We start from the raw sequence: 23775 nt of genomic DNA on the forward strand, positions 1-23775 counted from the left end.
TTCGCCCGGTCGCGCAGTGCACTGATGCCCCACGCGGAGCTCATCCGGGGTGGACTCGCCCGGCCCGGGCTCGCGAGAGGGGGACGTAGAGGCCGGCGCGCTCGGCGCGGACGGCGGCGAGCGTGCGCGATGTGGCGTCCAGCGTGACCAGGATGTGCTCGAGGTGGGCGGCGACCGTGCGGGGAGCGACTCTCAGCGCCCGGGCGATCTCGAGATTGGAGCACCCCTCGATCACGTGGCCCAGCACCTCGAGCTCCCGCGGTGTCAGGCCGCGCAGGCGCGTCGCGGGGGAGAGCACGACGACTCCGCGGCTCACTGCGGCGAGGTCTCTCTCGCAGGCCAGCACCGTCACCCGCACGTAGCCGTCCGGCGACTGCCGGCGTCCGCGGGGCCACAGGAACGAGGCGTAGTTCCGCCCCTCGGCGAGGGCGTCCCTCGCAGCGTCGATCAGAGCCGAATCGGCGGCGAGCAGCTCGTCCGCGGAGAGGCCCGGAAGGGAGGCGACGCCGTGGTCGGGCAGGAGGACCACGCCTGCTCCGGCTCCGTTGACGACCGAGGCCGACGCGGCGAGCGAGCGGACGGGGTCGATGCCCGACGTGAGCGTCGGCACGAGTCGAGCGAGGCGTCGGCGGACCGCCGGCGACGGCGGTTCCGCGCTCCGGAACAGCACCGTCATGAAGCCCACGTGCCGGCCCCCGTCCTCGAACAGAGCGACGGACAGGGTCTCGTGGAATCCCGCGGGGAGCAGGCACTCCGCCCAGGTCTGCAGGTCCCTCGGGGAGTAGGGGACGTCCGACAGGCTGGTGGGGGGCCGATCGCGATCCGCACCGGTCCTCTCGATGTCGAGCGCCATCTGCGGACCGCTCAGGTAGCGGACGCAGGACTCGTCGAGGTCGGTGCTCGCGACCGAGCGGTACCCCGTGCCGTTCGGCTCGGCCAGTGCCAGCCACGCGCCGTCGAAGGGGATGTGCTGGTGCAGCTCGTCCAGCATCGCCTGAGCCCGCTCGCGGACCGGGCCGGGGCGCGCGGCCGTCTCGGCGAGCTGGAGCGCAGCAGTGCGTGACACGGGACTCGACCACCTCAGGACCAGGGGCAGGGGAAACGGAGGGATTGTCCGAAGACCGGTGCTACTGGGGTACCACCAGGAGCCCCTTCACGGGGACCCCCTCGACGGCAGATCGCATCGGCAGGTCTGCCGATGGCGCTCCCCTCTCCGCAGGGCGTGACATGGGCGTGTCGCGCGGTCGACCGGGCCGCGGAACGTTCGAGAGCACGTCACGCACGGGAGGGAAACGAGCATGAGAGCAGTGGTGTACGAGGGGCCGCGCACCGTCGCGGTGAGAGACGTCCCGGACGCACGGATCGAGCGCTCCACCGACGTGCTGGTGCGCATCACGACCACGAACATCTGCGGGTCGGACCTGCACATGTACGAGGGGCGCACCAGCTTCGAGACCGGGCGGTGGTTCGGTCACGAGAACATGGGCGAGGTGATCGAGGTCGGCGACGGCGTCGACAAGGTCGCGGCGGGGGATCACGTCGTCCTGCCGTTCAACGTGGCGTGCGGGCACTGCAAGAACTGCGAGCGAGGGTTGACCAACTACTGCCTCACCGCCCAGCCCGTCCCCGAGTGGGCCGGTGCGGCCTACGGCTTCGCCGACATGGGACCGTGGGCCGGAGGCCAGGCCGAGCTGCTGCGGGTGCCCTGGGGGGACTTCAACTGCCTCCGCCTGGGAGAGGACGCGGAGGAGAAGGCCGCCGACTACGTGATGCTCGCCGACATCTTCCCGACCGGCTATCACGCGACGGAGATGGCGGGAGTGAAGCCGGGGGACCAGACCGTGATCTACGGTGCCGGCCCCGTCGGACTGATGGCCGCGCTGTCCGCCACCATCAAGGGTGCGAGCAAGGTCATGGTCGTGGATCGGCACCCGGACCGTCTTCGACTGGCGGAGTCCCTCGGCGCGATCGCGATCGACGACTCGAAGGTCGATCCTGTGGAGGCCGTCCTGGAGTACACCATGGGGCTCGGCGCCGACAACGGCTGCGAGTGCGTCGGCTACCAGGCGCACGACCCCGGCGGCGACGAGCAGCCGAACCTCACGCTGAACCGCCTGGTCCAGTCGGTGCGCTTCACCGGGCGGATCGGCACCGTCGGCGTCTTCGTGCCGCAGGACCCCGGTGGCCCCGACGAGCTCGCGAAGCAGGGGCGCATCGCGTTCGATGCGGGACTGCACTGGTTCAAGGGCCAGACCATGGGCACCGGGCAGGCGCCCGTCAAGAAGTACAACCGCCGGCTCCGCGATCTGATCGCCGCCGGCAAGGCGACGCCGTCCTTCATCGTGAGTCACCAGCTGCCGCTCGAGCAGGCACCGGACGCCTACGAGCACTTCGACAACCGGGACGACGGCTGGACCAAGGTCGTCCTCAAGCCGGGAAAGGCGGCGTGATCATGGCGGGCAGAGCGGCTGCGGCAGTCGGAGTCGGCATCGCAGGAGTCGCGGTGGGCCTCGTCGCCCGTTCCCTCGTGAAGAAGGAACGGGAGTCCGACGGGGACGGGCCGCACCCGGAAGGGTGGAAGGCGGTCACCGTCCTGGGCGAGGCCCGGGACTTCGAGAGCGGCGGGTATCCCGAGCCGCTGGCGCGTCTGGCGGAGTCGCTCGAGATCCGGATCGATCCGGCCCCCGGGGACAAGGGCTTCGAGGTGCACGCCCGAGTCCGCGAGGGTGCCGATCCCGGGGTGGACGACGACCCGGGCAAGGCGCTGCGCGCGGCTCTGCGCGACGCCAAGCAGATCTTCGAGACGGGCGAGGTCCTGCGGGCGACCCCGAGACCGCACGGAGAACGACCGCGCACCCTGCTCGGTGGCGCGGTCGACAAGGCAGAGGACGAGGCGAAAGGCGGAGGTGTGCTGTGAAGGCTCTGTGCTGGACCGGAGTGAACGAGCTCTCGGTCGAGACCGTCGAGGATCCCGGGATCCTCAATGCTCAGGACGCGATCGTCAAGGTGACCCTGAGCACGAGCTGCGGCTCGGATCTCCACCTCCTCGGCGGGTACGTCCCGACCATGCGAGCGGGCGACGTGCTCGGGCACGAGTTCATCGGCGAGATCGTCGAGGTCGGCTCGGCCGTCACGAAGCGCAAGGTCGGCGACCGTGTCGTGGTCTGCTCGTTCATCAGCTGCGGGAGGTGCTGGTACTGCCGCAACGAGCTCTACTCCCTGTGCGACAACGGCAACCCGAACGCGGGGATCCCCGAGATGCTCTGGGGCCAGGCGCCCGGCGGCTGCTACGGCTACTCCCACGCGCTGGGCGGATGGGCCGGCAGCCACGCCGAGTACATCCGCGTGCCGTACGCCGACCAGGGCGCCTTCCCCGTTCCCGACGGGATCAGCGACCAGCGGGCGCTCTTCGCCTCCGACGCCGCTCCGACCGGATGGATGGGAGCGGACCTCGGCGGCGTCCGGCCCGGAGACACCGTCGCGGTCTGGGGCGCCGGCGGTGTCGGGCAGATGGCGGCGCGCGCGTCGCTGCTGCTCGGCGCCGAGCGCGTCATCGTGATCGACCGCTTCCAGGAGCGGCTGACCCAGGTCGAGCAGGTCATCGGCGCGGAGACCATGAACTACGAGACCAGCGAGGTGACGGCCGAGCTCCGCGAGCTGACGGGCGGACGCGGCCCCGACGTGTGCATCGAGGCGGTCGGCATGGAGGCGCACCGCGACGGTCCCGACTTCGCCTACGACCAGCTGAAGCAGCAGCTGCGGCTGCAGACGGACAGACCCACCGCCGTCCGTGAGGCGATCTTCGCCGCGCGCAAGGGCGGCAGCGTCTTCGTGCTGGGCGTCTTCGGCGGCTTCGTCGACAAGTTCCCCCTGGGGGCGGTGATGAACAAGGGCCTCACGCTCCGGTCCGCTCAGCAGCACGGGCACCGGTACATCCCGATGCTCCTCGAGCGGATGGCGCGGGACGAGATCGTCACCGAGCACCTCGCCACGCACGTCCTGCCGCTGGAGGACGGCCCCGCCGGCTACGCCATGTTCAAGGAGAAGACCGACGGGTGCGTGCGGGCGGTCTTCCGCCCCTGAGCATCGAGGTGCTCCGGCGGTTCCGACGGAGGACGGTGAGGGAGGCGGGTGGTCGGCGAGGACCGCCCGCCTCCCTCGTCCGCCGAGGTTCAGCGCACCGTGGTGGCTGCGGTGTCGGCGTTGTTGCGGATCGACGGATCGGGGGTCCTGACCGAGAACGTCGTCGCGAGCGCGGTGCCCTTTCCGGTGGCGGTCGCCGTGACCGTGATCTTCTCGATGACGCTCTGCCCGTTGGTGAGCTTCGAGCGCTGGAAGACGACGAGGTTCCCGACGCGGGTGTACGTGCCGGTGGCGGACACGAACTGCGTGTTCGGCGGGAGGACGACCTTCGAGAAGACGCTGCTCGAGGTGGACGGCCCGGCGTTCGTCGTGGTGAGGGTGTGGACGGCGGTCCTCCCCTTGACCGCGGACGTCGGCCCGGCGAGGTCGACGCGCAGATCGGCGCGCGCGGTCACCTTCTGCGGCGACACGGTCAGCGTGCTGGTCGCCGTCGCGCTCCCGGTGGCGTTGGTCGCCTGGAGGGTGAACACGAAGATGCCCGCCGTGGTGGGCGTGCCGGAGAGGCGGCCGGTCGGCTCGAGGGTGAGACCGGGCGGGAGCGTCCCGGACTTCAGTGACACGGCCGGGGCGGGGAAGCCGGTGACCGTGTAGGTGTAGTCGTACGCCGAGCCGACCATGCCGGCCGCGACCGTCCCCGAGATGCCCGGCGCGACGGCCGCCGGTGTGATCGTGACGGAGTCGGCGAGCTGCGCGGAACCCGCGCTGCTCGAGACCTGGACGGTGAACGAGGACGTCCCCGCCGCTGTCGGGGTGCCGGTGACGCGACCGCTCGGGCTGAGGGACAGGCCGGGCGGAAGGCTGCCGGACAGCAGGGTGGCGGTCGGCGCCGGTGTGCCGGTGATCGTGTAGCCGAAGTCGTAGGCGGTTCCGACCGTGCCGGCGGGGGCGTCTCCCGAGAGCGCGGGAGCCACTGCGGTCGCGGCGACGCGGATCGTGTGCTGGGCGCCGCTGGTGCTGCCGAAGCTCGTCCTCGCCGCCACGGTGAAGGTGGAGTCGCCCGGCTCGGTCACCGCGCCCGACAGCTCGCCCGCCTGATCGAGGGTCAGGCCGGGCGGGAGGCTGCCGGAGGCGAGGGAGAACGTGGCGGAGGCGGAGTCCGCCGCGAACGTGTACGAGTAGGGCGCCCCGACCTCCGTGGTCGCCGGGGGAGCGTCCGCCGTGAGGGCCGGTCGGGCGCCGAGCGCCATGCTGTGGTAGCCGCCGGCGACGAGCGCGGTGGGGCGGGCGCCGACGACGCCGATGGGCTGATCGAGCTGCCCGTCCTCGTTGCTGCCCCAGCCGACGACGCTCCCGTCCTTCCGGAGGGCGAGGCTGTGTCGCGCGCCGCCGGACACCGCGACGACGTCCGTCAGGTTCGCCGGGACATCGGTCTGCCCGTACTCGTCCGACCCCCACGCGACGACGGTCCCGTCGCTCTTCACCGCGAGGCTGTGGTACCAGCCGGCCGAGATGCCGACCACGCCACTGAGGCCGGCCGGCTTGCCCGTGACCTGCGCTCCGGTGCCCCAGGCGACCACCGTGCCGTCGTCCTTCAGCGCGAGGCTGTGATCGAAGCCGGTCGCGATGGCCGTGACGCCGGTGAGGCCCGCCGGGACGGCGTTGCTCGTCGTCGCATCCTGCCCCCAGCCCACGACGGTGCCGCTCTTCTGCAGCGCGAGGCTGAACTGCTCGCCGCCGGAGACGGCGACGACGTCGGTCAGGCCCGCGGGAGGGACGATCTCTCCCGATCCCTGGCCGCCCCACGTGATGACGGTCCCGTCGTTCTGCACGGCGAGGCTGTGGATCCATCCCGCGCCGACCGCGACGACCGGCTTCAGGTCGCCGGGGACAGCGGTCTGGCCCGACCGGTCGTTCCCCCAGGAGACGACCGTCCCGTCGTCCCGCAGGCCGACGCTGTGGAAGCCGCCCCCCGAGACGGCGACGAGGCCGCCCACGTCGGCGGGGACGTTCTTCTGGCCGTAGTAGTTCCAGCCCCAGATCGCGATCCCGCCCGCGGGCGCCGTCGGCGGTGTCTCCGCGGCGGCGGCGGGTCCGACGCCGGTGAGGAGCAGCGCGACCGTCGTGGTCACGGTGGTGAGCACGGCTGCCAGTCGCCGGGGAGTGCGGGACGGAGGGATGTCGGCGGTGGTCGGGAGGGAGGCGGAGCGCATGGGCGGCTTTCAGGTCGGGTGGGGCCGACCGTCATCGGTCGCTCTCGAACCGTGACAGCTGCCCGATCCGGGCCGCAACGTCCTCTAGCGGTCATGTCCGGAAGAGGGCGTCGGAGGAGGTCCGGTGCGGGCGGGCCTGCTGAACAGATTGACGACGTTGCCGTCCGGGTCGCGCACGAGGGCGGAGCGGTTGCCCCACGGCATGGTGGTCGGCGCGAGCACCACGTCCTCGCTCCCGGTTCCGAGCTCGGTGAAGGCGCGGTCCACGTCGGCCACCTCGAACTCGAGCAGGACGGAGTGGTTCGACGCAGGGGCGACGGCGCCGTGGAGCATCCCGACCGTCGCGGTGCGAGCGATGGCGAGGGTCGCGCCCGCTCCGGTGAACTGCGCGAAGACCGGCGCCGGGCGCTCGGCCGGCCGGCCGATGACCTTCTCGTAGAAGGCGACGAGGCCTTCGAGGTCGTCGGTGACGATGCGGAGGGAGGTGAACGACATGGAGCTCCTTCAGTGGTGAGGGTGAGGCCGGTGCGGGTGAGGCCGTCGCACCAGGCTCGTCGGTCGTCGCGACACCGTCCTGTCGGTGTTTCCGGCGATCGTCGGCGTCTCCGGGAGATCCGCGCGCCGGATCAGCCGTCAACGACGGACCGCAGCCGTCCGTACTGGAGCGCGAGGTCCTCGGCTCGGAGGGTGCGCTGCGGGGTCCGCTCCTCGGTCACCTCGACCGACAGCATGCGGTCGCCGCGGAACGCGCGGACCCCCTCGCGCAGCCGGCACCAGGCGATCAGGTACCAGTGCTCCTCCTTCCCGATCGAGCCCAGCGGTTCGACGTCGCGCACGGACTCCGCACCGCTGCTGTCCCGGTAGCGGAGCCGGACGACCCGATCCGCTCGGAGGGCCGTCGCGAACTCCGCCGGAACGACCGCTTCCTCCTCGCTCTCGAGGAAGTGCACCCGCGAGGCGACCGCGCCGACACGGGCGGCCTCCCCGTCCGGCAGGACCGCGAGCGTCTTCCGGGCGGCGGTCCGGGCTGCGTGCCGGAAGGGACTGCGCTCCAGCGCGCTGAGGCCGATCAGCACGGCGAGGGCCTCGTCGAGGGTGAATCCCGCCGGGCCGAGGGTCGCGGACGCGTCGATGACGTAGCCGCCCGTCCGGCCCGGCTCCGCCCAGATCGGCAGTCCGGACTGCTGCAGCGCGGACAGGTCCCGCTCGATGGTCCGCACGGACACCTCGAACCGCTCGGCGAGGCGCCGTGCGCTCCGCGGCCGCGGCGAGACCGCTCGCAGCTCCTCGACGAGCCCGTAGAGACGATCGGTGCGGTTCACCCGACCATCATCCGCCCCACCCCGTCGGTCTCGGACAGGGGGGTCGAGAGGGTCCGGGACGAGGGAGTCGACGCTCTCGACCCCGAGAAGCTCCGCGCGGCGGCGCTCAACTGCTGCGGAAGCCGGCGCTACGCCTCGGGCGGCTGGTCCCCGCGACGGGCGGCGTCGCGCTTCTCGCGGCGCAGCTGCGCACCGCCGCCCGCGATCAGGGCGAGCGCGAGCGCGATGCTGCCCAGGCGCAGCGGCCAGGGCAGGTCCGGGAGCAGGATCATCGGCAGGGCGGCGACGAACGTCGCTCCCACGAAGTACCAGACCGCGACTGGCGCGGCGGGATTCTCGTTCGAAGCCATCCCTTCACGGTAGCCGCGGGGCTCGGCGCGAGCCTCCCCCTGAGGTCGCAGTCCCCGCGGAGGACGGGCGCGCGCTGCGGGACGCGGCCCGACCCGGCGAACGGGCGGCGCGCGAACCGCTCAGCGCCCCGCCCGCTCGCCGCTCACGGTCGTCCCTCCAGGAGGCGGGTCGTCCACCGGGCCAGCGCGGTGACGGCGGCGCGGGACAGCTCGGCGCCGCGCATCATGCTGGTGAAGCCGTGGAACGCTCCGGGCCAGACGTGGAGCTCCGCCTGGACTCCGGCTTCCCAGAGGCGGCTCGCGTAGGCGACCGTCTCGTCCCGGAAAACCTCGGCGCTGCCGCAGTCGAGGTAGGCCTGGGGGAGTCCGGACAGATCGCCGGCTCGTGCAGGCGCGGCGTAGACGGAGACGTCCTCGCCGCCGCGCCGGGCGCCGAGGTAGGCGTCCCAGCCGAACCGGGTCATGGCTCGGTCGGCGACGCCGATCCCGTCGATCTGCCTCGTCGAGACGGTCGAATCGCTGTCGTCGAGCATCGGGGAGATCAGGATCTGGGCCAGGATCGACGGTCCCCGGCGGTCGCGCGCGAGCAGGGCGGTGCCCGCGGCGAGTCCGCCACCGGCGCTCTGGCCGACCAGGACGATGCGGTCGGGGTCGACGCCCAGTGCGTCGGCGTGCTCGGCGGTCCAGACGAGACCGGCGTAGCAGTCCTCCACGGGGTAGGGATCGGGGTGCTCGGGGGCGAGGCGGTAGTCGACGGTGACGAGGACGACGTCGTGGGTGAGCAGCCAGTCGTCGTAGGAGTCGAGGTTCCCGAGGTAGTGGCCGAACATCATGCCGCCGCCGTGAATGGTGAAGAAGCAGGGGGCGGTGCCGGAGCGACCGGCGCGCTGGAGGATGCCGAGGTCGATCGGATCACCGTCGTGCCCGGGGACGGTGACGGTGCGCCGTTCGAGGCCGCGGGCGCGCAGTGCGTCGTCGAGCTCGTGCTCCGTCGTCTCCAGCTCGCGCATGCGCGGGAGCATCGCCGTGGTCAGGGTGAAGGGTCCGCGCTCCTGCAGCCGGTCGAGGAAGGTCGCGAGCTCGGGGTCGAAGGGCGGCGGCGTGAGGGTGTCGGACATCGGTGGTCTCCTGGGTCGAGGTGGTGCGGGAACGGAGGGCGCCGGCGGCGACGAGCACCGCGGCGGCGAGAGAGAGGGCCAGGGCGGCGACGGTGATCGCGTCCTGGAAGCGGAGGAGGTCGGGCGGTGCGCTGACGGATCACGAAGCCGGTCCCCGCGAGGACCGCGGCCGCCGGACGCGACCGAGGAGGCGCCGGTCACCCGATGCAGGCCCGTGGTCGACGGGTGCAGGCCGCGGCCGAGGGCGGGCAGGGCGACGGTGAGGATCGAGCTGTCGAGCATCCCGAGCAGGGACGCGGCCGACAGGCCGGTGAGGGCGACCCGCTCCTCGCGCAGGCGGCGTGGGGCCGTGCCTCGCGGGGCGGATCGGGGGCGTCGAGCACCATGGGCGCACTCCTTCACGGGGAAGAAGTGGCGGATCACTCGATGCCGCGTGTGCGCACAGGCCGCGAACGAGCGCGGACTGCTTTTTACCTCAGATGAGGAGAGAGTACACCCGGGCGGAGTCCCGGCGATCGGAATACGGCGTCGAGCAGGGGGGCGCCCGCTTCGAGCGAGCAGCCCGGGCCGGCCCTGCCGGGGTGGAGCCCGACGGACGCCTGCCCGGCCGCGTCCCCGGAGGTCGGCCTTCGCCGCGCGGATCCGGCGCACACGGAGCGCGAGCGGTCCGACGGCGACCGTCTTGGGAAGGGACCGCCGCCGAGCCGCTCCGCCCGCGTCGAGTGAGCGGTCAGGTCCCGGGCTGGGAGGAGCCGCTCAGCTGCGCGGCGATCGGCACGGTGCCGGCGACGACGACGTCGCCGGTGTGTGCGGTGGTGACGGTCTCGATCAGCACGATCTCGACCTCCTCCTCGGCCACGGGATTGTGCCGCACGCCGCGCGGGACGACGAAGAACTCCCCGCGAGCGAGATGCACGTCGGGCCGGTCCTCGAGTTGGATGCGCAGCCGGCCCGAGACGACGAGGAACATCTCGTCCTCCTCGTCGTGCGAGTGCCAGACGAGCTCGCCGAGGAGCCGGGCCACCTTCACGTACTGGTCGTTCACCCGCCCGACGACCCGGGGCGTCCAGTGCGACGACACCTGGGCGAGCTCGGAGGAGATGCTGACGCTGTCCTGATCCACGCGTCCATTCTTCCGGGCGGACCCGCGCCGTCGTCTTCACTCAGGTCACCGAGAATCGCCCTCGGTCTTGTCGCTGTCCACGAGCCGATCCTCCGCGCGGTCCTCGACCGGGCCGCCTCGCCTCAGAGGGCTTCGAGCACCTCGACCGCTCGCTGCACCCCGTGCTCGCTCCGCATGAGGCGGCCCGCCTCCGCGGCCCGCTCCCGCCGCGACAGGGCGTCGCTCGTCGCGGGCACGAGGGCGGCGGCCGAGAGGCGGCGCAGCGGGACCGGGGCGGCGGCGAGGCCCTGCCGGTGCAGCTGGGCGGCCCAGAACGGCTGGTCGGCGGTGACGGGCACGACGACGGCGGGCACGCCGGCCCGGGCGACGGCGTGCGAGGTGCCGGCCCCGCCGTGGTGCACGGCGAGCGCGGCGCCCGGCAGGACCGCGTCGAACGGCGCCGACCGCACCGCCAGCACGTCGGGACCGCGGCACTCCTCCGGCAGCGCGAGTCCGCCCCACCCGGTGACGAGCAGCACCCGCAGGCCGTGGGCGCGGGCGGCCGTGACGATCGCGTCGCCGCGAGCCGAGGCGTCTCCGGTCGTCATCGAGCCGAACGACGCGACGAGGAAGGGTCCGCCGGCCAGGAACTCGGCGACCGCGGGGTCGGGGGACGCGGCCGGCTCCGCGAACCACGCCCCCGTCTGGTGCACCCGCTCCGGCCAGTCGTCGGGACGAGGCAGCAGCGCGGGGCTCACCGCCATGAGCGTCGCGCGCGACGGCGACCGCCGGTCCGGACGACGGCCGCCCGGCAGCTCGGCGGCGGCGCGGGTGACATCGGCCTCGAAGAGCCGGGCGGCGCTGCGCGGCACGGCGTAGGTGTGCCGGTTGCAGGCGCCGAGGTCGCGGGTGGCCGTGGGACCGCCGGCGGCGGGGAACCGCTCGCTCGGGGTGGCCACCGGCGCGAACTCCACCAGCACGCGGGGCACGCCGAGAGCGTCCGCCGCCATCGGCGCGCTGAGGATCAGCGGGTGGTGGACCACCACGTCGGGCTCGAAGGCGATCGTCTCCCGCACCGCGGTGGCCAGCATCCGCCGCATCGCGGGCCGCACCTCCCGGCGCAGATGGTTCGCGAGCGCCCACGGGGTGCGGCCGGCGGGGGAGAGCATCCGCCGGGCGTCCAGGCCGAGCGCCACGGTGTCGACGCCCTCGGGGGCGTCCGCGTCGTCGGGCAGGGCCAGCAGGACCTCGTGACCGCGGGCGACGGCGTGCCGGGCGAGGGCCGCGAAGGGCTCCACATCGCCGCGGGTGCCGGCGGTGGCGAGCATCATACGCATCCCCCCAGTGTGGCCCGCAAGTCATCACCCCGCGTCGAGGGGCCGGGTAGCCTCGGGCGAGTGACTGATGGCAGTGAGCGGACGGCGAGCACCGCACCGCTCGCGATCGGCGCGGTCGTGCGCCGCCTCGTGCACATCTCGCGCCCGGTGCTCTGGATCAACACCATCGGCTCCGGCCTCGTCGCCGTGTGGCTCACCGGCGCGCTGTTCGACCTGCGGGCGCTGCCGATCATCCTGTGGCTCACCCTGCCGTTCAATCTGCTGATCTACGGCGTCAACGACGTCTACGACCAGGACACGGACGCGTCCAATCCCCGCAAGGGCTCGATCGAGGGCGCGAGGATCCGGCAGTCCGAGGTGCGGCTGATCGCCTGGGCCGTCGCGGCGACCAACGTCCCGTTCCTGGTCTACTTCCTCCTCGCGCTGCCGCCGCTCGCGAACGCCGCGATCCTGCTCTACGCCGGCGTCTTCGTCTTCTACTCCGCGCCGCCGCTGCGCTTCAAGGCGCGGCCCTTCCTCGACTCGCTGAGCAACGCGGCCTACGCGCTGCCGCTGGTCATCGTGCCCGCCGCCTTCGAGGTGCCGCCGGTCTGGCCGGCCGCCCTCGGGCTGATGGCCTGGAGTGTGGCCAAGCACGCCTTCGACGCGGTGCAGGACATCGTGGAGGACCGCGACGCGGGCATCACCACCACCGCGGTGCGGCTCGGGGCGCGCGGGACGGCCCTGTGGAGCGGGGCCTGGTGGCTCGTCTCCACAGTGCTGTTCGCCCTGGTGAGCGTGCCGGTCGCCGCGGTCAACCTCCTGATCGCCGGTGTCCTCGTCGTGCGCCTGCTGCGCGACCCGACGCCGGAGACCGGTCACCGGCTCTACCGCCTGTCGGTCGCCTTCCCGTACATCGCGGGCTCCTTCACCGGGGTCCTGCTGCTGGTCTCGATCGTGCTGGGAGGCTCCGCATGAGCCGCGTCGTCGTCGTCGGCGGCGGGATCGGCGGGCTCACCGCGGCCGCGCTGCTCGCGCACGCCGGCCACCGGGTCACCCTCCTGGAGGCCTCCGCCGAGCTCGGCGGCAAGAGCCGCCGCCTCCAGCTGGGCGAGGACCGCATCGACACCGGGCCGTCCCTGGTGACGTTCCCGGCGGTGTGGGACGAGCTGCTGCGGCGCCTCGGCGACGGCGAGCGCGCCCCCGAGCGCATCCGGGACGCCGGCCGGCTCGACCTGGTGCGGATGCCCGAGGTGGGCCGCTACTACTACGACGGGGAGGAGACCTCGCTGCCGGTCGCGCCGGACCACCCCTGGTACCCGGCCTGGCGGCGCTTCTCCGAGCTGCACGCGCCCCTCGCCGACGACGTGACCGAGCTGCTGCTCGCCGACCCGCTCGACCGGGCCGCGCTCCCGGCGCTGCGCCGGCTGCTGGCCGTCTACGGCTCGCGGCTCACCACGCGCGCCTACCTCGACGGCCTGCCCTGGCTGCCGGAGGGGCTGCGCGAGATCATCGCGATCCACACTCTCAACGCGGGCGTCTCGCCCGCGCGCACCCCCGCCCTCTACGCGAGCATGCCGGCGATCATGGCCGAGACCGGGGCCTGGGTGCCCCGCGGCGGCGTGTACGAGATCGTGCTGGCGCTGAGCCGGCTGGCAGAGGCGGCCGGCGTCGAGGTGCGCACCGGCGAGGCGGTCGTCCGCATCGAGCGCGGGTCGGTCACCACGGACGCCGGGCGCTATCCGGCCGACCTCGTCGTCAGCGCCCTGGACGCCGACCGGCTCGAGGCGCTGACGGGTCCGTCGCGGCTGCCGGCGCTGCCCCGCCTGCGCCCCCGCACCCTCTCCTGCTCGGCGATCGCGCTCTACGGCGTGCTGCGGGAGGAGCTGCCGGCGAGCATCGCGACGCACAGCGTGGTGCTGCCGACCCGGCCCGCCGCGCTGCATCGCAGCCTCGAGGCGGGCGACGAGCCGGCGGACACCATGGTGTTCGTCAACCAGTACCGCGCGGGCGAGGTGTACCCGAATCCGCACAGCACCCTCGGCGTCCTGCTCACCGCGCCCGCCGACGGCGGCCGGTACACCGCCGAGCACCCCTTCGTGCGGCGCGAGGTCGAGCGCGTCTCGCGGGCGATGGGACTCGACGGGCTCCTCACCGACCTCCTCGACGAGCAGACGGTGCTCGATCCGCAGTACTACGGCGAGGGCGGCGAAGCGCACGGCGCGCTCTACGGCGCGGCGCGGCCCTCCTGGCAGAGCGGGCCCTTCCACCGGCCCGCGTACCACGACCGCCTGCGGCCGTGGCTGTGGCGGGTCGGAGCGTCGGTGCACCCCGGCGGCGGGATCCCCGCGGTGGTGGGCGGCGCGATGATCGCGGTGACCCGGCTGCTGAAGTCGAACCCGGCCTAGCCGGCGGAGCGGTGCGCCGCACCGCAGCAGGCGGAGGCCGAGCCCTCTGCATGCTGGTCGAGCAGCGCCGCAGGCGCGTATCGAGACCGGCCGGCAGCCGTGCGCCGGCGGCGGCGCGTCAGGCGGGCGTGAGCCGGAGGGGCGGGCGGGGCTGGATCGGCGTCGTTCCCGGTGCCATCGGGGAGATCCACTGCACGACAGGGCTGGTCGGGGTCGAGCCCGGGCCGAACGTGAAGGCGAAGTCGGCCGCACCGGCGACGGTCGGACCGGTGAGGTACGCGAACGCGGCGCTGTCCTCGTCGACGACGGTCCAGCCCGCGGGCAGGGCGATCGTCGACGCGTCGAAGAACTCGGCGGGGATCAGCAGGAGCCCGGGGTAGCCGATCGCGTAGCAGTCGGCGGGCACCAGCAGCCGGAGCGTCGACGTCCCGCCGAAGACGGCGGGGTTCGTCAGCCACTCGAGCACGGGGAAGCCCCGCGGCCCGACCTCGATGGTCGACGAGACGGAGCCGGTGACCTCGCTCTCGGTCCAGGTGGCCGTAGTCGTCCAGTTGCCGGACAGCTCACCCCACTCGACGTTGAAGCCCTTGGTCCCCGCGGTCACGCCGTCGGGGGCGAGGATCGTGATCGTCCGGCCGCTGTCGTTGATCACCGTCCACCCCGCCGGCGCGACGACCGACTTCGCGGGGGAGAAGGCGTACTCCTCGAGGACGGTCAGGGTGAGAGTGCCGGTTCCGCGGACGACCGGAGTGCCGCGCGAGGGCGACTCCAGGGTGAGGAACAGGAGGGACGACTCCGTCTGGACGCCCCTCGGGCCGTCCCAGGACAGGCGGGCCGTGAGCCCGGCGGTGCTCGCCGCGGCCATCGGCGCGGCCGTCGCGACCGCGACGACCGGGGTCGACCAGGCCGCCCCGAGCACGGTGCGCCTCGCGACGTCGGAGGGGCGGGGGCCGCGGACGCCGTGTGTGCTCATCGGGGCGAGTGTCGCAGTGGGGGAGTGTCCGCGGCAAGATCCTCTAGCGGACATGTCCGCTTGCGGACAGGGATGCGGGGCAAGAGATCCGTGCCGCGGACCCGGCCGCTCGTCGATCCGACCGGTGCCCCGCCGTCCGCCCGCCGGCCCCTCATTCGGGTGCGGGGATGGTCCGGCGGAAGGTGATCACCTCGGAAGCGACCTCCCGCAGGTCGAGGGTCAGCGCTCGGGCCTCGTCGCGCAGAGCGGCGAACGCCGCGTCCGCGCTCAGGCGCAGGCTCACGCTGAGGAAGCCGACCGCCTGCAGGACCGGCACGTCGTCGTCGCCCACCTCCTCGAGCGCGCCGACCCAGGACAGGAAGGGGCCCGGCTCCTCGCCCGGCTCAGTCACGGCGGTCTCCGCCGCCGGCCGGGAAGGAGCTCCGGAGGGCGTTGCTCAGCTGCTGCACCGTTCCATGGTCGGCGATGCGACGCCCGGGCGGGGACGGGGTTGCCGGGACCGGCGAGCAGGAGGTAGCCGACCGCCGCTCGTCCTGCGGAGCGAGGCGCTCCGCGCGGCCGCGCAGGCCGGGTCGGCTCCGCACTGCGGCGCCCGTCGGTCACGCCGAAGTGCGCGCAGCCGACGGGAACCCGCGCAGAGGCGGCGCCGCCAGGACAGTGAGCCCCCTCCTCACGGCCTCCGATCCGGATCCGGAACCCCGTGTGTCTGCAACCCAGACCTCCCGAGTCGCTCTGGGAAGCGCTCGGGGGAGCCAGGAGGGGGATGTCGCACCGATATCGACGAAGCGTGAGGATTCCGGCCCGTTCGGGCGTAGCCTCCGTTCCGACCCCATCCGGACCCCTTTCGCGTGGCCACGGCATCCATTCCGGATGCACCCGACGTCAGGATCCCCGTGGGACGACTCGTCTACGACTCGCGGCTCGACGTGGACTTCGAGGACCGCCTCCTCGGTCACCTCCAGGTCGTCATCGGCACCAAGCTCGGCCGGGGCGAGAGCTTCTACCTCTCCTGGAAGGACCTGCCGGCCGTGGGCAGCGGTCGCACCTCGATCTGGCTGCATCCCGCGAGCGCGCTCCGGTTCCGCTACGCCAGTGCCGATCGCGTCGTCCTCAACCAGGCCTGGGTGCGGCGCTGGATCGCGGACTCCTACGCCCCGGGCGGGCTGCGCCTCACCGACGAGCCGGAGCCCGAGGGGGACCGTCCGCCGAGGACCGGGACTCCTGTGCCGTCACCGCGGGCACCTCGGCTCTGACGTCGTCCCGGGGACCCTCAGTCGCGCGCCCCGAGCGCGGACTCGGGTGTGCTGCCGTCCCAGGCCGCGAGCAGGCGGAGCCTGTCCCCGCTGTCGCCGTGCTCGTCGGGGTAGTAGATCACCAGGACGAGCCCGTCGACCGGCAGCTTCTCGCGGTGCAGGTCGAGGGGGCCGACCCGGGGGTGGTCGATCGTCGCGGTGCCGCCGCGGAGCGGGCGGACGTCGTGCCGGGCTCAGAGGGTGCGGAAGCGGGCGCTGGCGAGGGAGAGCTCGCCGACGAGCTCGACCGCGCGGGGGTCGCTCGCGTCCTGGCCGAGGGTCTGCCGGGCGACGCCGACGAACGACTCGACGGCCGTCTCCCAGTCGCGGTGGAAGAGGCGCTCCTCCGGATCGAGCAGCAGCGACCGCAGGCGGTTGTGGCCGGGAGCGAGCCGCGGCGAGAGCGACACGGCCGCCCGGTTCGAGGCGAGGACGTCGAAGTAGCGGCCCTCGACGAACGCGGGGACCTCGAGTGCTGCGAGGAGGTGGTGCAGCCGCGCGGGGACCTGCTCCGCCGACCGCGCGCGCCGCCGCACGCGGGGCTTCGGCGCGGCGAGGTCGTGCAGCCAGGCGGTCTCGACGTCGTCCAGCTGCAGGACGCGGGCGATGGCCTCGAGTACCTGCGCGGAGGGGTTGTCATCGCGGCCGCGCTCGAGGCGGACGTAGTAGTCGGCGCTGATGCCGGCGAGGAGGGCGACCTCCTCCCGGCGGAGGCCCGGCACCCGCCGCCGCGTCCCCGACGGCAGGCCCACCCGCTCGGGAGCGACGAGCGCGCGCCGGGCCTGCAGGTACTCGCCGAGCGCGTTCGCCGGTGCGTCGACATCCATGGGGCCGACGATACCCACCCCGTCGCGCGCGGAGAGAGGCCCTGCCACTCCCCGGATCCGCCGGGACCTGGCTGCCCCCCGCGGCGGCGGCGACCATCGAGCCGAGCCGCTCACCGCGGACCCGTTCCCCCAGGAGGAGACACCATGGACATCACCGACCGCACCGTCCTCGTCATCGGCGGCACCTCGGGTATCGGCCTCGGCCTCGCCCGCCGCTTCGCCGCCGCCGGCAGCACCGTCGTCGTCGGCGGACGCGACACCGACCGGGTCGAGGACCTCGAGACCGTCCGGATCGACGTCACCGACGCCGACTCCGTGACCCGCGCCAGGGACGAGGTGCTGGCGGCGCATCCCGGCCTCGACACGATCGTCACCATGTCCGGGGTCCTGCTCCAGGAGGACCTCCGCGACCCCGCCCACTTCGCCACCGCGGAGCGGACCGTCGCCGTCAACCTGCTCGGCACGATCCGCGCCGTCGACGCCTTCACCCCGCACCTCCTCGGCCGGGGCGGCGGCGACATCGTCACGGTGTCCTCGGGGATCGCCTTCCTGCCGTTCCCGCTGATGCCCAGCTACGGCGCGTCCAAGGCGGGCGTCCACGCGTACACCGAGTCGCTGCGGGCGCAGCTGGCCGGCACGGGCGTTCGGGTGACCGAGCTCGTCCCGCCGGCCGTCGCGACCGCGGGTCAGGAGGCCGTCAACCCGGCGGCCCTGCCCCTCGACGCCTACCTCGACGAGGTCCTGGAGCTGCTGACGCAGGAGCCGACCCCGGACGAGATCGTCGTCCGGGCCGCACAGCGACTGCGCTGGGCCGAGCGGGACGGCACCTACGCCGAGCTCCTCGCCGCCCGGTCCCGGGCGCTCGACACCCTGCCGGGGCGCTGAGCCGGCGCCGGGAGACGGCGATCACGGGGAGGCGCGAGCGGCCCGGCAGTCCTATCGTGATCGAGGAGGTCGTCATGGTTCGTTCGGCAAGCAGGAAGACCCGTCCGTTCACGCCCCGTCTGCTCGTGCTCTCCGTCGCGGTGATCGGCGGACTCGCCGGCGTGACGGGCTGCTCGACGGGGGCGGCTGAGGAGACGCAGGCGTCGACGCCGCCCTCGGCGCCCTCGGCGTCCACGTCGACGCCGGCGTCCAGCGCGACGGCCGCACCGGCGAGCCCTTCCGCATCGGCACCGTCGTCCGCACCGCCCGCGTCGTCGACCGGCTGCATCCCGAACGACACCCCCGTCCCGGCCGGCGTCGCGACGGCGGAGATCGGCGACGTCGACGGCGACGGCCGGGCGGACCAGGCGTTCTACGACGAGGACGGCGGCTTCGACTACGGCATCCGCACCGCCTCGGGCGCGACCTTCCTGCAGCAGGACACGCTGGCGGGCCCGGCGACCCACCGCGGCTGGACGGTCGCGGTGAGCCCGACCCTCGCGGCCACCGTCCTCAGCGACGGCAGGACCGCCGCGCTCTTCGCCTTCACCGACTGCGCGTTCGTGACGCCGGTCGGCGTCGACGGGGAGCCCTACCGGTTCGTGCTCGCCGGGTTCGGCGACGCCGGTACGGGCGTCACCTGCGGCACGGCAGACGCCGACGGCCACCACTCGATCTCCGGCGTCCTCGCCGCGCAGGACGCCGATGGGCGCTACAGCATCACCTCGACGCGGGTGGCGCTCTCGGCCGACGGGCGCACCGCGACCAACGGCGCTGTCACGAGCGGCGGCGACGACCTCGCGCAGGACGACCCCGCAGTCGTCGCCGCGATGACGGCGACCTGCGACGGCGTGGCGAGCGTTCAGACCAGCGGGGAGTGACCGCCCGGAGTTCCGCTCGGTCCGAGCGGGGCGCCCGGACCGCGGAGATCGACAGCACTCGACCACCGCGCCCCCGGCGGTGGCGTCGAGGCGTCACCGACGTGCGCCGCGCGACTCGGGGACGGCGCGTGTCGGTGACATCGGGGGTCAGGCGGGGTCGTACCCGCCCTCCTCGTCCCACTGGTCGAGACCCTCGCGGGCGGGCGACCGGGGGGCCGGGGCGGGGCGCCGCCACGTCGACAGAGCGGCGTCGGCCCAGGCGGTGACCGACCCGGGTGCGGCGTCGTACGAGGCCCAGAACCGCGTGTGGCGAGCCGCCTCCTCCCGCAGATCGTCCGCGGGGACGACCGGCACGGCGGTGCGCGGTCGAGGTGCCACCGGGAGGCGTGTCATCGGGGATCCGGTCGTCGGCGCCGTGCTGATGAGTGCGGTCATGGCCGGACCATACGCCCTTCTCGAGGCCTCGAACGGAGGAGCCGCGAACACGTCCGCGCGAGCGACTCGAAGTCGGTCCGCCGCACCCCTCCGCGGCGGCTTCGGTCCTGGCTTCGGGTGCTCCGGTCCGCCTGGTGCTCACCGGTCGCGCTGCCGTCGGCAGCCTGCCGCCTCTGCGACGCGGGTCGGCCTCCGTCGCCTGCTGGGCGACACGTCAGGACGAGGTCTGAGCGCACCGCAGGAGCGGAGCACGGTCGGCGAGGGGCCGCGAGGACCCGCCCGTCGCGGGGCTCCGTCGTCGGGGTGTCAGTGGGCGTCGTCGTTGCCCATCTCGTGCACGATCCGGCCCTGGCAGCCGGCCTGCGTCCAGTCGTAGGGGCCGGTCGAGGTGAGGTTCGTGCCGTAGAGGGCGGCCATGGCCTCGCTGTCCTCCGCGAGGGGCTCGGAGCCCCGGTCCTCGGGCGAGCGCTCCCACCACAGCTTGAAGGTGTAGTCGAAGCCCTCCTCGCGCATGCAGCCGGCGATGCGCAGCTGCATGTCGACCCAGCTGACCGCGTTGCCGAGCTCGTCGCCGACGAGGCTCGCCGGGTAGGTGATGTCGTCCGGTGCGTCGGAGACGTCGTAGAGGCGGACGCCCCACTGGTCGTAGCGGTGCCCGTCGGGGGCGGCGGTCGGCGTCGCCTCCTCGAACGGCGTGCCCGGCTCGTGGGCGGCGGGGGTGATCGAGGGGAGCGGCGACGAGGCGACGTCGTCCTCGACGACGGGCGGGTCGGCCGCCCGCGCGGCGGCGAAGCGGTCGTCGTAGTCCTGGACGGCCGACGCCGTGGTGGCGGCGAGGACGGCGCCGAGGCCTGCCGTGAGGAGCAGTCCTCCCGCGGCGAGGGCGATCGTGGCGCGCAGCCGGGTGGTGCCTCGAGGGCGGGGATCCGTCATGTCGTGACCTGGCTTCCGGTGGGGCGTCGGGCGATGGACCAGCAGAGGGCGGCGGCGAGCAGGACGAGTCCTTGCGCGTTTCCCAGCAGCAGGAGAAGGAGGTCGAGGGAGGGCACCGAGGACACGAGCACGGGGACCGTGGCGCTGATGTACCAGAGCGCGTCTACCGCGACCGTCGGGAGGACCGAGACGGCGACCGCTCCCAGCACGGCGCCGGCACGGCGGGTCCGGTGGTGCAGGAGCAGCAGCAGAGCCAGCGCGGCGACGGCGGTCGCCGCGAACACCGGTGCCGTCGTCGCGAACGGCACCGGACTCTCCGTGACTAGGCGGGTGCTCGCCCACCCGCCGACGACGACGGAGGCCAGGACGAGCACGAACACGACAGCCCAGAGGGCGGTGGAGAGCGACCCCACTCGCGCGTCGAAGAGCATCTCCGCGCTTCCCTCGTGGAGTCGGGCGCGGCGCCACAGCAGATCCGCCCCGGCGCCCCGGACCGTGCGCGAGGCGATCTGCCGAGCCGTGCGGCGGGGAGCCTGCTCCCTCTCCTCGGCCCACCGGGTGTGCTCGAAGAGGTCGGACGCGATCTCCTCCGCCCGCTCGGTCGCGAAGTGCGGATCCAGTCCGCGGGTGTAGAAGCGGCACCAGCGCAGCGCGGCGACCGTGGAGCGGCGCACCGCCGCCGACGATCGGGCGCTCACGCCGTTCCACCGAGGACGAACGGGGCGCGACCGGCAGCGCTCGAGCGGGCAGCGGCGGCCGCGTGGGCGACGGCGCGTCCCTCGCCGGTCACCTCGTAGCGGCGGCGCGGAGGGCGGCCCTGCGCGTTCGCCTCCGCCTTGTCCTCCCAGGACGACGAGACGAGACCGCGCTCCTGCATCCTCCCCAGCGCCTTGTAGAGCGTGCCGTGCGCGGTGAGCGGCCGGCCGTCTCCACTGGCGAGCGATGCGGCGAGAGCGAAGCCGTGCGTCGGCTCGCCCGCATCGATGAGCGCGTCCAGGAGGTCGAGCTCGAGGGGGAGGACCGCTCCCTGCTTCCGTCTGGGCATGACCGAAGAATAGGAAGATAGGGGAGGGAGGTCAAGGGCGGCGCGGGGTCGCGGTCGCCGCGACCGGCGCGCTCCTGCTGAGGTGACTCCGTGCGGAGCGTCCGTCAGCGCCTGCGTTCCGGCCAGGCCTGCCACGCCCGGCTCCAGGGCGCGGACAGCTGCTGCCCGTCGTGACTGGTCACCTCATGCACGCCCTCCTCGTTGGTGTAGCCGCTCGACATGCCCAGCTCACCACCGCCTCCGATGCGGTAGGCGACGGTGATGCCGCCGTCGTGAGCGGTGATGCTCTCCTCGTAGCGTCCCGCGACGACGTCGAGGACGGTTCGCTCGAGGTCGTCCGCGAGGGCGGTCCAGTCGTCGTCGCAGGCGTCGCAGCCGCAGACGGGGTAGTTGAACCGCTGCAGTGCTCCGGCGTGGAGGAGGACGCCGGGGAAGACGGTCCAGACGATTGTCAGCGGGGCGGCGTCGACCGATCGCGGGGTGACGCGGACGGCGCGGGCGGCCCAGGAGATCTCGGCTTCGTCCCGGGCCGCGAGGGCCGGGTCGTCCTCGATCGTGACGTCGTAGCTGCGAGCGAGGTACTCAAGCAGGGCGTCCGCGATCGTGTGGACGGGTCGGAACCGCTCGGTGTCGCGGGTGACGGAGTAGCTCTCGTCCGGAGGTGGTCCTCCTCGCCAGCGGTTCCCGTAGGGGATCGGCCGGCCGTCCTCGTCGGTGAAGACGCGGTCCTCGACAGCGGGTCGGGCGTAGTCCGTCATGGGGGAGAGAGTACGGCGGAGCGCCGACCGGATCTCTCGTGTTCTTCCGCAGTGGCTCCCGGCCCGGACCTGCGCTCCGATGGCGTGCTGAGCCGCGCTGCGCGGCCTGCGGCGAGCCCGATCGTCCGAGCTCAGCGTCACCTGCGATCGACGCGGGCCTCTCCCGGCATCGTGAGCCGGAGGATCAAGGTGAGGACGAGGCCGAGGATGCCGCTGACGAGCAGCGCTGAGACGGCGACAGCGGAAGCGCCGAACGACCCCTGAGCATCGTTGCTCGTGTCCACCGGCACGAACCAGAGGACGACGGCTCCGACGACGAACAGCATGCTGACGACAAGGGCGCCGATGCAGGTGTCTCGCCGCACCTTCTCCTGGGACCCGTCTCCTGACAGGTTGACGAGCCAGAGGACCCCGATCACGCCCCACCGGGATGCAGGGAAGACTCTTGAAGCTCGATCGTCGGCGCTGCGCAGCTCGCAGATCCACTGTTGGTGGTGTCGCCGGGCGCGCAGCCATTGACGCAGAGGGCGATGAACAGAACGGCGGTGCTTGATCCACACGCTCGTGACCGATTCCAGCTCATGTCGATCAGTGAATCACGGTCGCACCGGGCAGCCGGTAGCGATTTAAAAGCTCCCGAGACGGTCAAGGTGCCGTTATTCGCCAAACTGGAGTACACCCTGGCAGCCAGGATGCGTGCTGTTGAACACGCCGTACCAGCCCTACTTTGGCAGACGGTGCGCGCAGAACACGGTTCCGCTCAACTCGCATCGGCACAGGTGAACGATCAACCTGCCATGTCCTCATCGGGCGCGTGTCATGCTCTGCACACACGTCAGCGGAAGGGCGGTCGTAATGGTTTTCCTGGAGCGGGCTGACCGCACCTCGCACGGGTTCTCACCCACCGTGGCGACGGTCCTGGCGTCCAAGACGTTGGGGCCGGTTCAGTTGGCTCAGGTGAAGGCGCCGCATGCGCGGGACGATGTTGGATCGGGGTACACGGATCCGAAGGACGCCTTTGTGTGGGCGTTCGTGACGTCGGGCGCGATCGTCAGCCACCGCGGTTCACTCGAGATTCCTTGCGACGCCGGGCATCTCGCGGTCAGTCACATGCCTCAGGTGTCGGGGTTCGAGGTCACGCCTGACTTTCGGTGCCTGTCGATCCGGATAGCGCGCTCCGCGCTTCCGTTGACTCCAGCAGAGGTCGAGGCGGTGTCGACGACGACGTTCATTCTGGAGGAGGGGGCACCTCGGCTGTTGGGCTCGATGGCGTCGTATGTGATGGCTCTGCGCACTCCCCTGGGTGCGGCGTCGGAGGCGGCGTTCGCGCAGTCAGTGATCGACCTGACCCGGGCGTTCGTCGACGATGTCCTCGATCAGCGCACTGAGCCGGCCGTGGAGCGGCGGATGCTCCTCGGGCGAGCACGGGACCACATCACCCGCCACGCAGCCAGCCCGTCGACGACGCCCTCCGTCATCGCGGAGCAGATGGGGGTGTCGCTGCGCACCCTGCAGAAGGTGTTCGAGCGCGACGGTTCCGCTGTCGCGGAGGAGATCCTGGCGGCCCGTCTGGCCCGCGCGCGCACTCTGCTCGAGCGCCAGGCGGGCGATGCCGTCAGCATTCGTAGCGTCGCGGAGCGCAGCGGCTTCCGGTCGGCGTCGGCCCTCAGCCGCGCCTTCGCGCACCACTTCGGCTCCGCACCCAGTACCTGGCGCGACCGCGGACACCCCGCCGCCGAGGCCTGAGGTCGCCCCCGCTCATGCTCTGACGCGAACGAAAGCATGACGATCCGCGCAA

Annotated in this window: 25 protein-coding genes and 1 pseudogene; 9 read left to right on the forward strand and 17 right to left on the reverse strand. The window is 73.0% G+C overall.

Going from position 1 to position 23775, the window contains the following annotated elements:
- Window positions 1–40: 40 nt before the first annotated feature.
- Complete coding sequence (locus MT353_RS21955; RefSeq protein WP_243624323.1) at window positions 41–1066, reverse strand: helix-turn-helix transcriptional regulator; 1026 nt, start codon at window positions 1064–1066, stop codon at window positions 41–43.
- 232 nt (window positions 1067–1298) lie between these two features.
- Between MT353_RS21955 and MT353_RS10305 the strand changes: the two genes are divergently transcribed.
- From MT353_RS10305 to MT353_RS10315, 3 genes are read left to right on the forward strand one after another with little or no spacing between them, the layout of a single operon-like run.
- Entirely contained in the window at window positions 1299–2450 is a 1152-nt protein-coding gene (locus tag MT353_RS10305; protein ID WP_243624324.1) for a glutathione-independent formaldehyde dehydrogenase, read from the forward strand.
- A 2-nt stretch (window positions 2451–2452) separates the two neighbouring features.
- Window positions 2453–2917: a hypothetical protein gene (locus tag MT353_RS10310; RefSeq protein ID WP_243624325.1), complete on the forward strand. Its 465-nt coding sequence runs from the start codon at window positions 2453–2455 to the stop codon at window positions 2915–2917.
- Window positions 2914–4083, forward strand: coding sequence for a zinc-dependent alcohol dehydrogenase (locus MT353_RS10315; protein ID WP_243624326.1), 1170 nt, complete (start codon window positions 2914–2916; stop codon window positions 4081–4083). Before MT353_RS10310 ends, MT353_RS10315 begins: the two co-directional genes overlap by 4 nt.
- 89 nt (window positions 4084–4172) lie before the next feature.
- On the opposite strand, the gene MT353_RS10320 is transcribed toward MT353_RS10315, so the two are convergent.
- The 7 genes from MT353_RS10320 to MT353_RS10350 form a co-directional block, all read right to left on the reverse strand.
- Window positions 4173–6293 carry a putative Ig domain-containing protein gene (locus tag MT353_RS10320; protein ID WP_243624327.1) on the reverse strand — a complete coding sequence of 707 codons (2121 nt, stop codon included), beginning with the start codon at window positions 6291–6293 and terminating at the stop codon, window positions 4173–4175.
- An 84-nt stretch (window positions 6294–6377) separates the two neighbouring features.
- On the reverse strand, window positions 6378–6788 hold the full coding sequence (locus MT353_RS10325; protein WP_243600099.1) for a VOC family protein: 411 nt from the start codon (window positions 6786–6788) through the stop codon (window positions 6378–6380).
- 131 nt (window positions 6789–6919) lie between these two features.
- The gene (locus tag MT353_RS10330) at window positions 6920–7615 is read right to left on the reverse strand and encodes a YafY family protein (RefSeq protein ID WP_243624328.1); all 696 of its coding nucleotides are present in this window, start codon (window positions 7613–7615) and stop codon (window positions 6920–6922) included.
- A 128-nt stretch (window positions 7616–7743) separates the two neighbouring features.
- A complete protein-coding gene (locus MT353_RS10335) occupies window positions 7744–7965 on the reverse strand; it encodes a hypothetical protein (RefSeq protein WP_123446411.1) in 222 nt (73 codons plus the stop codon).
- 143 nt (window positions 7966–8108) lie between these two features.
- Complete coding sequence (locus MT353_RS10340) at window positions 8109–9083, reverse strand: alpha/beta hydrolase (protein WP_159422711.1); 975 nt, start codon at window positions 9081–9083, stop codon at window positions 8109–8111.
- Window positions 9084–9813: 730 nt separating this feature from the next.
- Window positions 9814–10206, reverse strand: a complete 393-nt coding sequence (locus MT353_RS21960; protein WP_243624329.1) for a cupin domain-containing protein — start codon at window positions 10204–10206, stop codon at window positions 9814–9816.
- 122 nt (window positions 10207–10328) lie between these two features.
- On the reverse strand, window positions 10329–11522 hold the full coding sequence (locus MT353_RS10350) for a glycosyltransferase (protein ID WP_243624330.1): 1194 nt from the start codon (window positions 11520–11522) through the stop codon (window positions 10329–10331).
- Between the two features lie 60 nt (window positions 11523–11582).
- On the opposite strand from MT353_RS10350, the gene MT353_RS10355 reads away from it, so the two are divergent.
- Together MT353_RS10355 and MT353_RS10360 are read left to right on the forward strand one after the other, a co-directional pair.
- Window positions 11583–12479 (forward strand): UbiA family prenyltransferase, encoded by an 897-nt coding sequence (locus MT353_RS10355; RefSeq protein WP_243624331.1) that lies wholly within the window; start codon window positions 11583–11585, stop codon window positions 12477–12479.
- Window positions 12476–13909, forward strand: a complete 1434-nt coding sequence (locus MT353_RS10360; RefSeq protein WP_243624332.1) for an NAD(P)/FAD-dependent oxidoreductase — start codon at window positions 12476–12478, stop codon at window positions 13907–13909. The genes MT353_RS10355 and MT353_RS10360 overlap by 4 nt, the downstream gene beginning before the upstream one ends.
- Window positions 13910–14027: 118 nt before the next feature.
- On the opposite strand, the gene MT353_RS10365 is transcribed toward MT353_RS10360, so the two are convergent.
- Together MT353_RS10365 and MT353_RS10370 are read right to left on the reverse strand one after the other, a co-directional pair.
- On the reverse strand, window positions 14028–14882 hold the full coding sequence (locus MT353_RS10365; RefSeq protein ID WP_243624333.1) for a hypothetical protein: 855 nt from the start codon (window positions 14880–14882) through the stop codon (window positions 14028–14030).
- Window positions 14883–15033: 151 nt separating this feature from the next.
- A complete protein-coding gene (locus MT353_RS10370) occupies window positions 15034–15273 on the reverse strand; it encodes an ANTAR domain-containing protein (RefSeq protein WP_123737003.1) in 240 nt (79 codons plus the stop codon).
- A gap of 502 nt (window positions 15274–15775) precedes the next feature.
- Between MT353_RS10370 and MT353_RS10375 the strand changes: the two genes are divergently transcribed.
- Window positions 15776–16135 (forward strand): ATP-dependent DNA ligase, encoded by a 360-nt coding sequence (locus MT353_RS10375; RefSeq protein WP_243624334.1) that lies wholly within the window; start codon window positions 15776–15778, stop codon window positions 16133–16135.
- 17 nt (window positions 16136–16152) lie between these two features.
- On the opposite strand, the pseudogene MT353_RS10380 reads toward MT353_RS10375, so the two are convergent.
- Window positions 16153–17001 (reverse strand): annotated as a pseudogene (locus MT353_RS10380) (helix-turn-helix domain-containing protein).
- A gap of 144 nt (window positions 17002–17145) precedes the next feature.
- Between MT353_RS10380 and MT353_RS10385 the strand changes: the two are divergent.
- Both MT353_RS10385 and MT353_RS10390 read left to right on the forward strand, forming a co-directional pair.
- Window positions 17146–17886 (forward strand): SDR family oxidoreductase, encoded by a 741-nt coding sequence (locus MT353_RS10385; RefSeq protein WP_243624336.1) that lies wholly within the window; start codon window positions 17146–17148, stop codon window positions 17884–17886.
- A gap of 74 nt (window positions 17887–17960) precedes the next feature.
- The gene (locus MT353_RS10390; protein ID WP_243624337.1) at window positions 17961–18806 is read left to right on the forward strand and encodes a hypothetical protein; all 846 of its coding nucleotides are present in this window, start codon (window positions 17961–17963) and stop codon (window positions 18804–18806) included.
- A gap of 147 nt (window positions 18807–18953) precedes the next feature.
- On the opposite strand, the gene MT353_RS10395 is transcribed toward MT353_RS10390, so the two are convergent.
- From MT353_RS10395 to MT353_RS10420, 6 genes are all read right to left on the reverse strand, one after another.
- Window positions 18954–19241, reverse strand: coding sequence for a hypothetical protein (locus MT353_RS10395; RefSeq protein ID WP_243624338.1), 288 nt, complete (start codon window positions 19239–19241; stop codon window positions 18954–18956).
- A 306-nt stretch (window positions 19242–19547) separates the two neighbouring features.
- Window positions 19548–20174 carry a hypothetical protein gene (locus MT353_RS10400; protein WP_243600113.1) on the reverse strand — a complete coding sequence of 209 codons (627 nt, stop codon included), beginning with the start codon at window positions 20172–20174 and terminating at the stop codon, window positions 19548–19550.
- On the reverse strand, window positions 20171–20872 hold the full coding sequence (locus tag MT353_RS10405; RefSeq protein ID WP_243624339.1) for a hypothetical protein: 702 nt from the start codon (window positions 20870–20872) through the stop codon (window positions 20171–20173). Before MT353_RS10405 ends, MT353_RS10400 begins: the two co-directional genes overlap by 4 nt.
- On the reverse strand, window positions 20869–21219 hold the full coding sequence (locus MT353_RS10410) for a PadR family transcriptional regulator (RefSeq protein ID WP_243600115.1): 351 nt from the start codon (window positions 21217–21219) through the stop codon (window positions 20869–20871). Before MT353_RS10410 ends, MT353_RS10405 begins: the two co-directional genes overlap by 4 nt.
- Before the next feature lie 104 nt (window positions 21220–21323).
- The gene (locus MT353_RS10415) at window positions 21324–21977 is read right to left on the reverse strand and encodes a DUF6226 family protein (RefSeq protein ID WP_243600116.1); all 654 of its coding nucleotides are present in this window, start codon (window positions 21975–21977) and stop codon (window positions 21324–21326) included.
- 137 nt (window positions 21978–22114) lie between these two features.
- A complete protein-coding gene (locus tag MT353_RS10420; RefSeq protein ID WP_243624340.1) occupies window positions 22115–22537 on the reverse strand; it encodes a hypothetical protein in 423 nt (140 codons plus the stop codon).
- 295 nt (window positions 22538–22832) lie between these two features.
- Here MT353_RS10420 and MT353_RS10425 point away from each other — a divergent pair, with 295 nt between their 5' ends.
- A complete protein-coding gene (locus tag MT353_RS10425) occupies window positions 22833–23723 on the forward strand; it encodes an AraC family transcriptional regulator (protein ID WP_243624341.1) in 891 nt (296 codons plus the stop codon).
- The last annotated feature ends 52 nt before the right edge of the window (window positions 23724–23775 follow it).

The sequence above is a fragment of the Rathayibacter sp. VKM Ac-2927 genome, assembly GCF_022815525.1.
GTDB classification, from domain to species: Bacteria; Actinomycetota; Actinomycetes; order Actinomycetales; family Microbacteriaceae; genus Rathayibacter; species Rathayibacter festucae.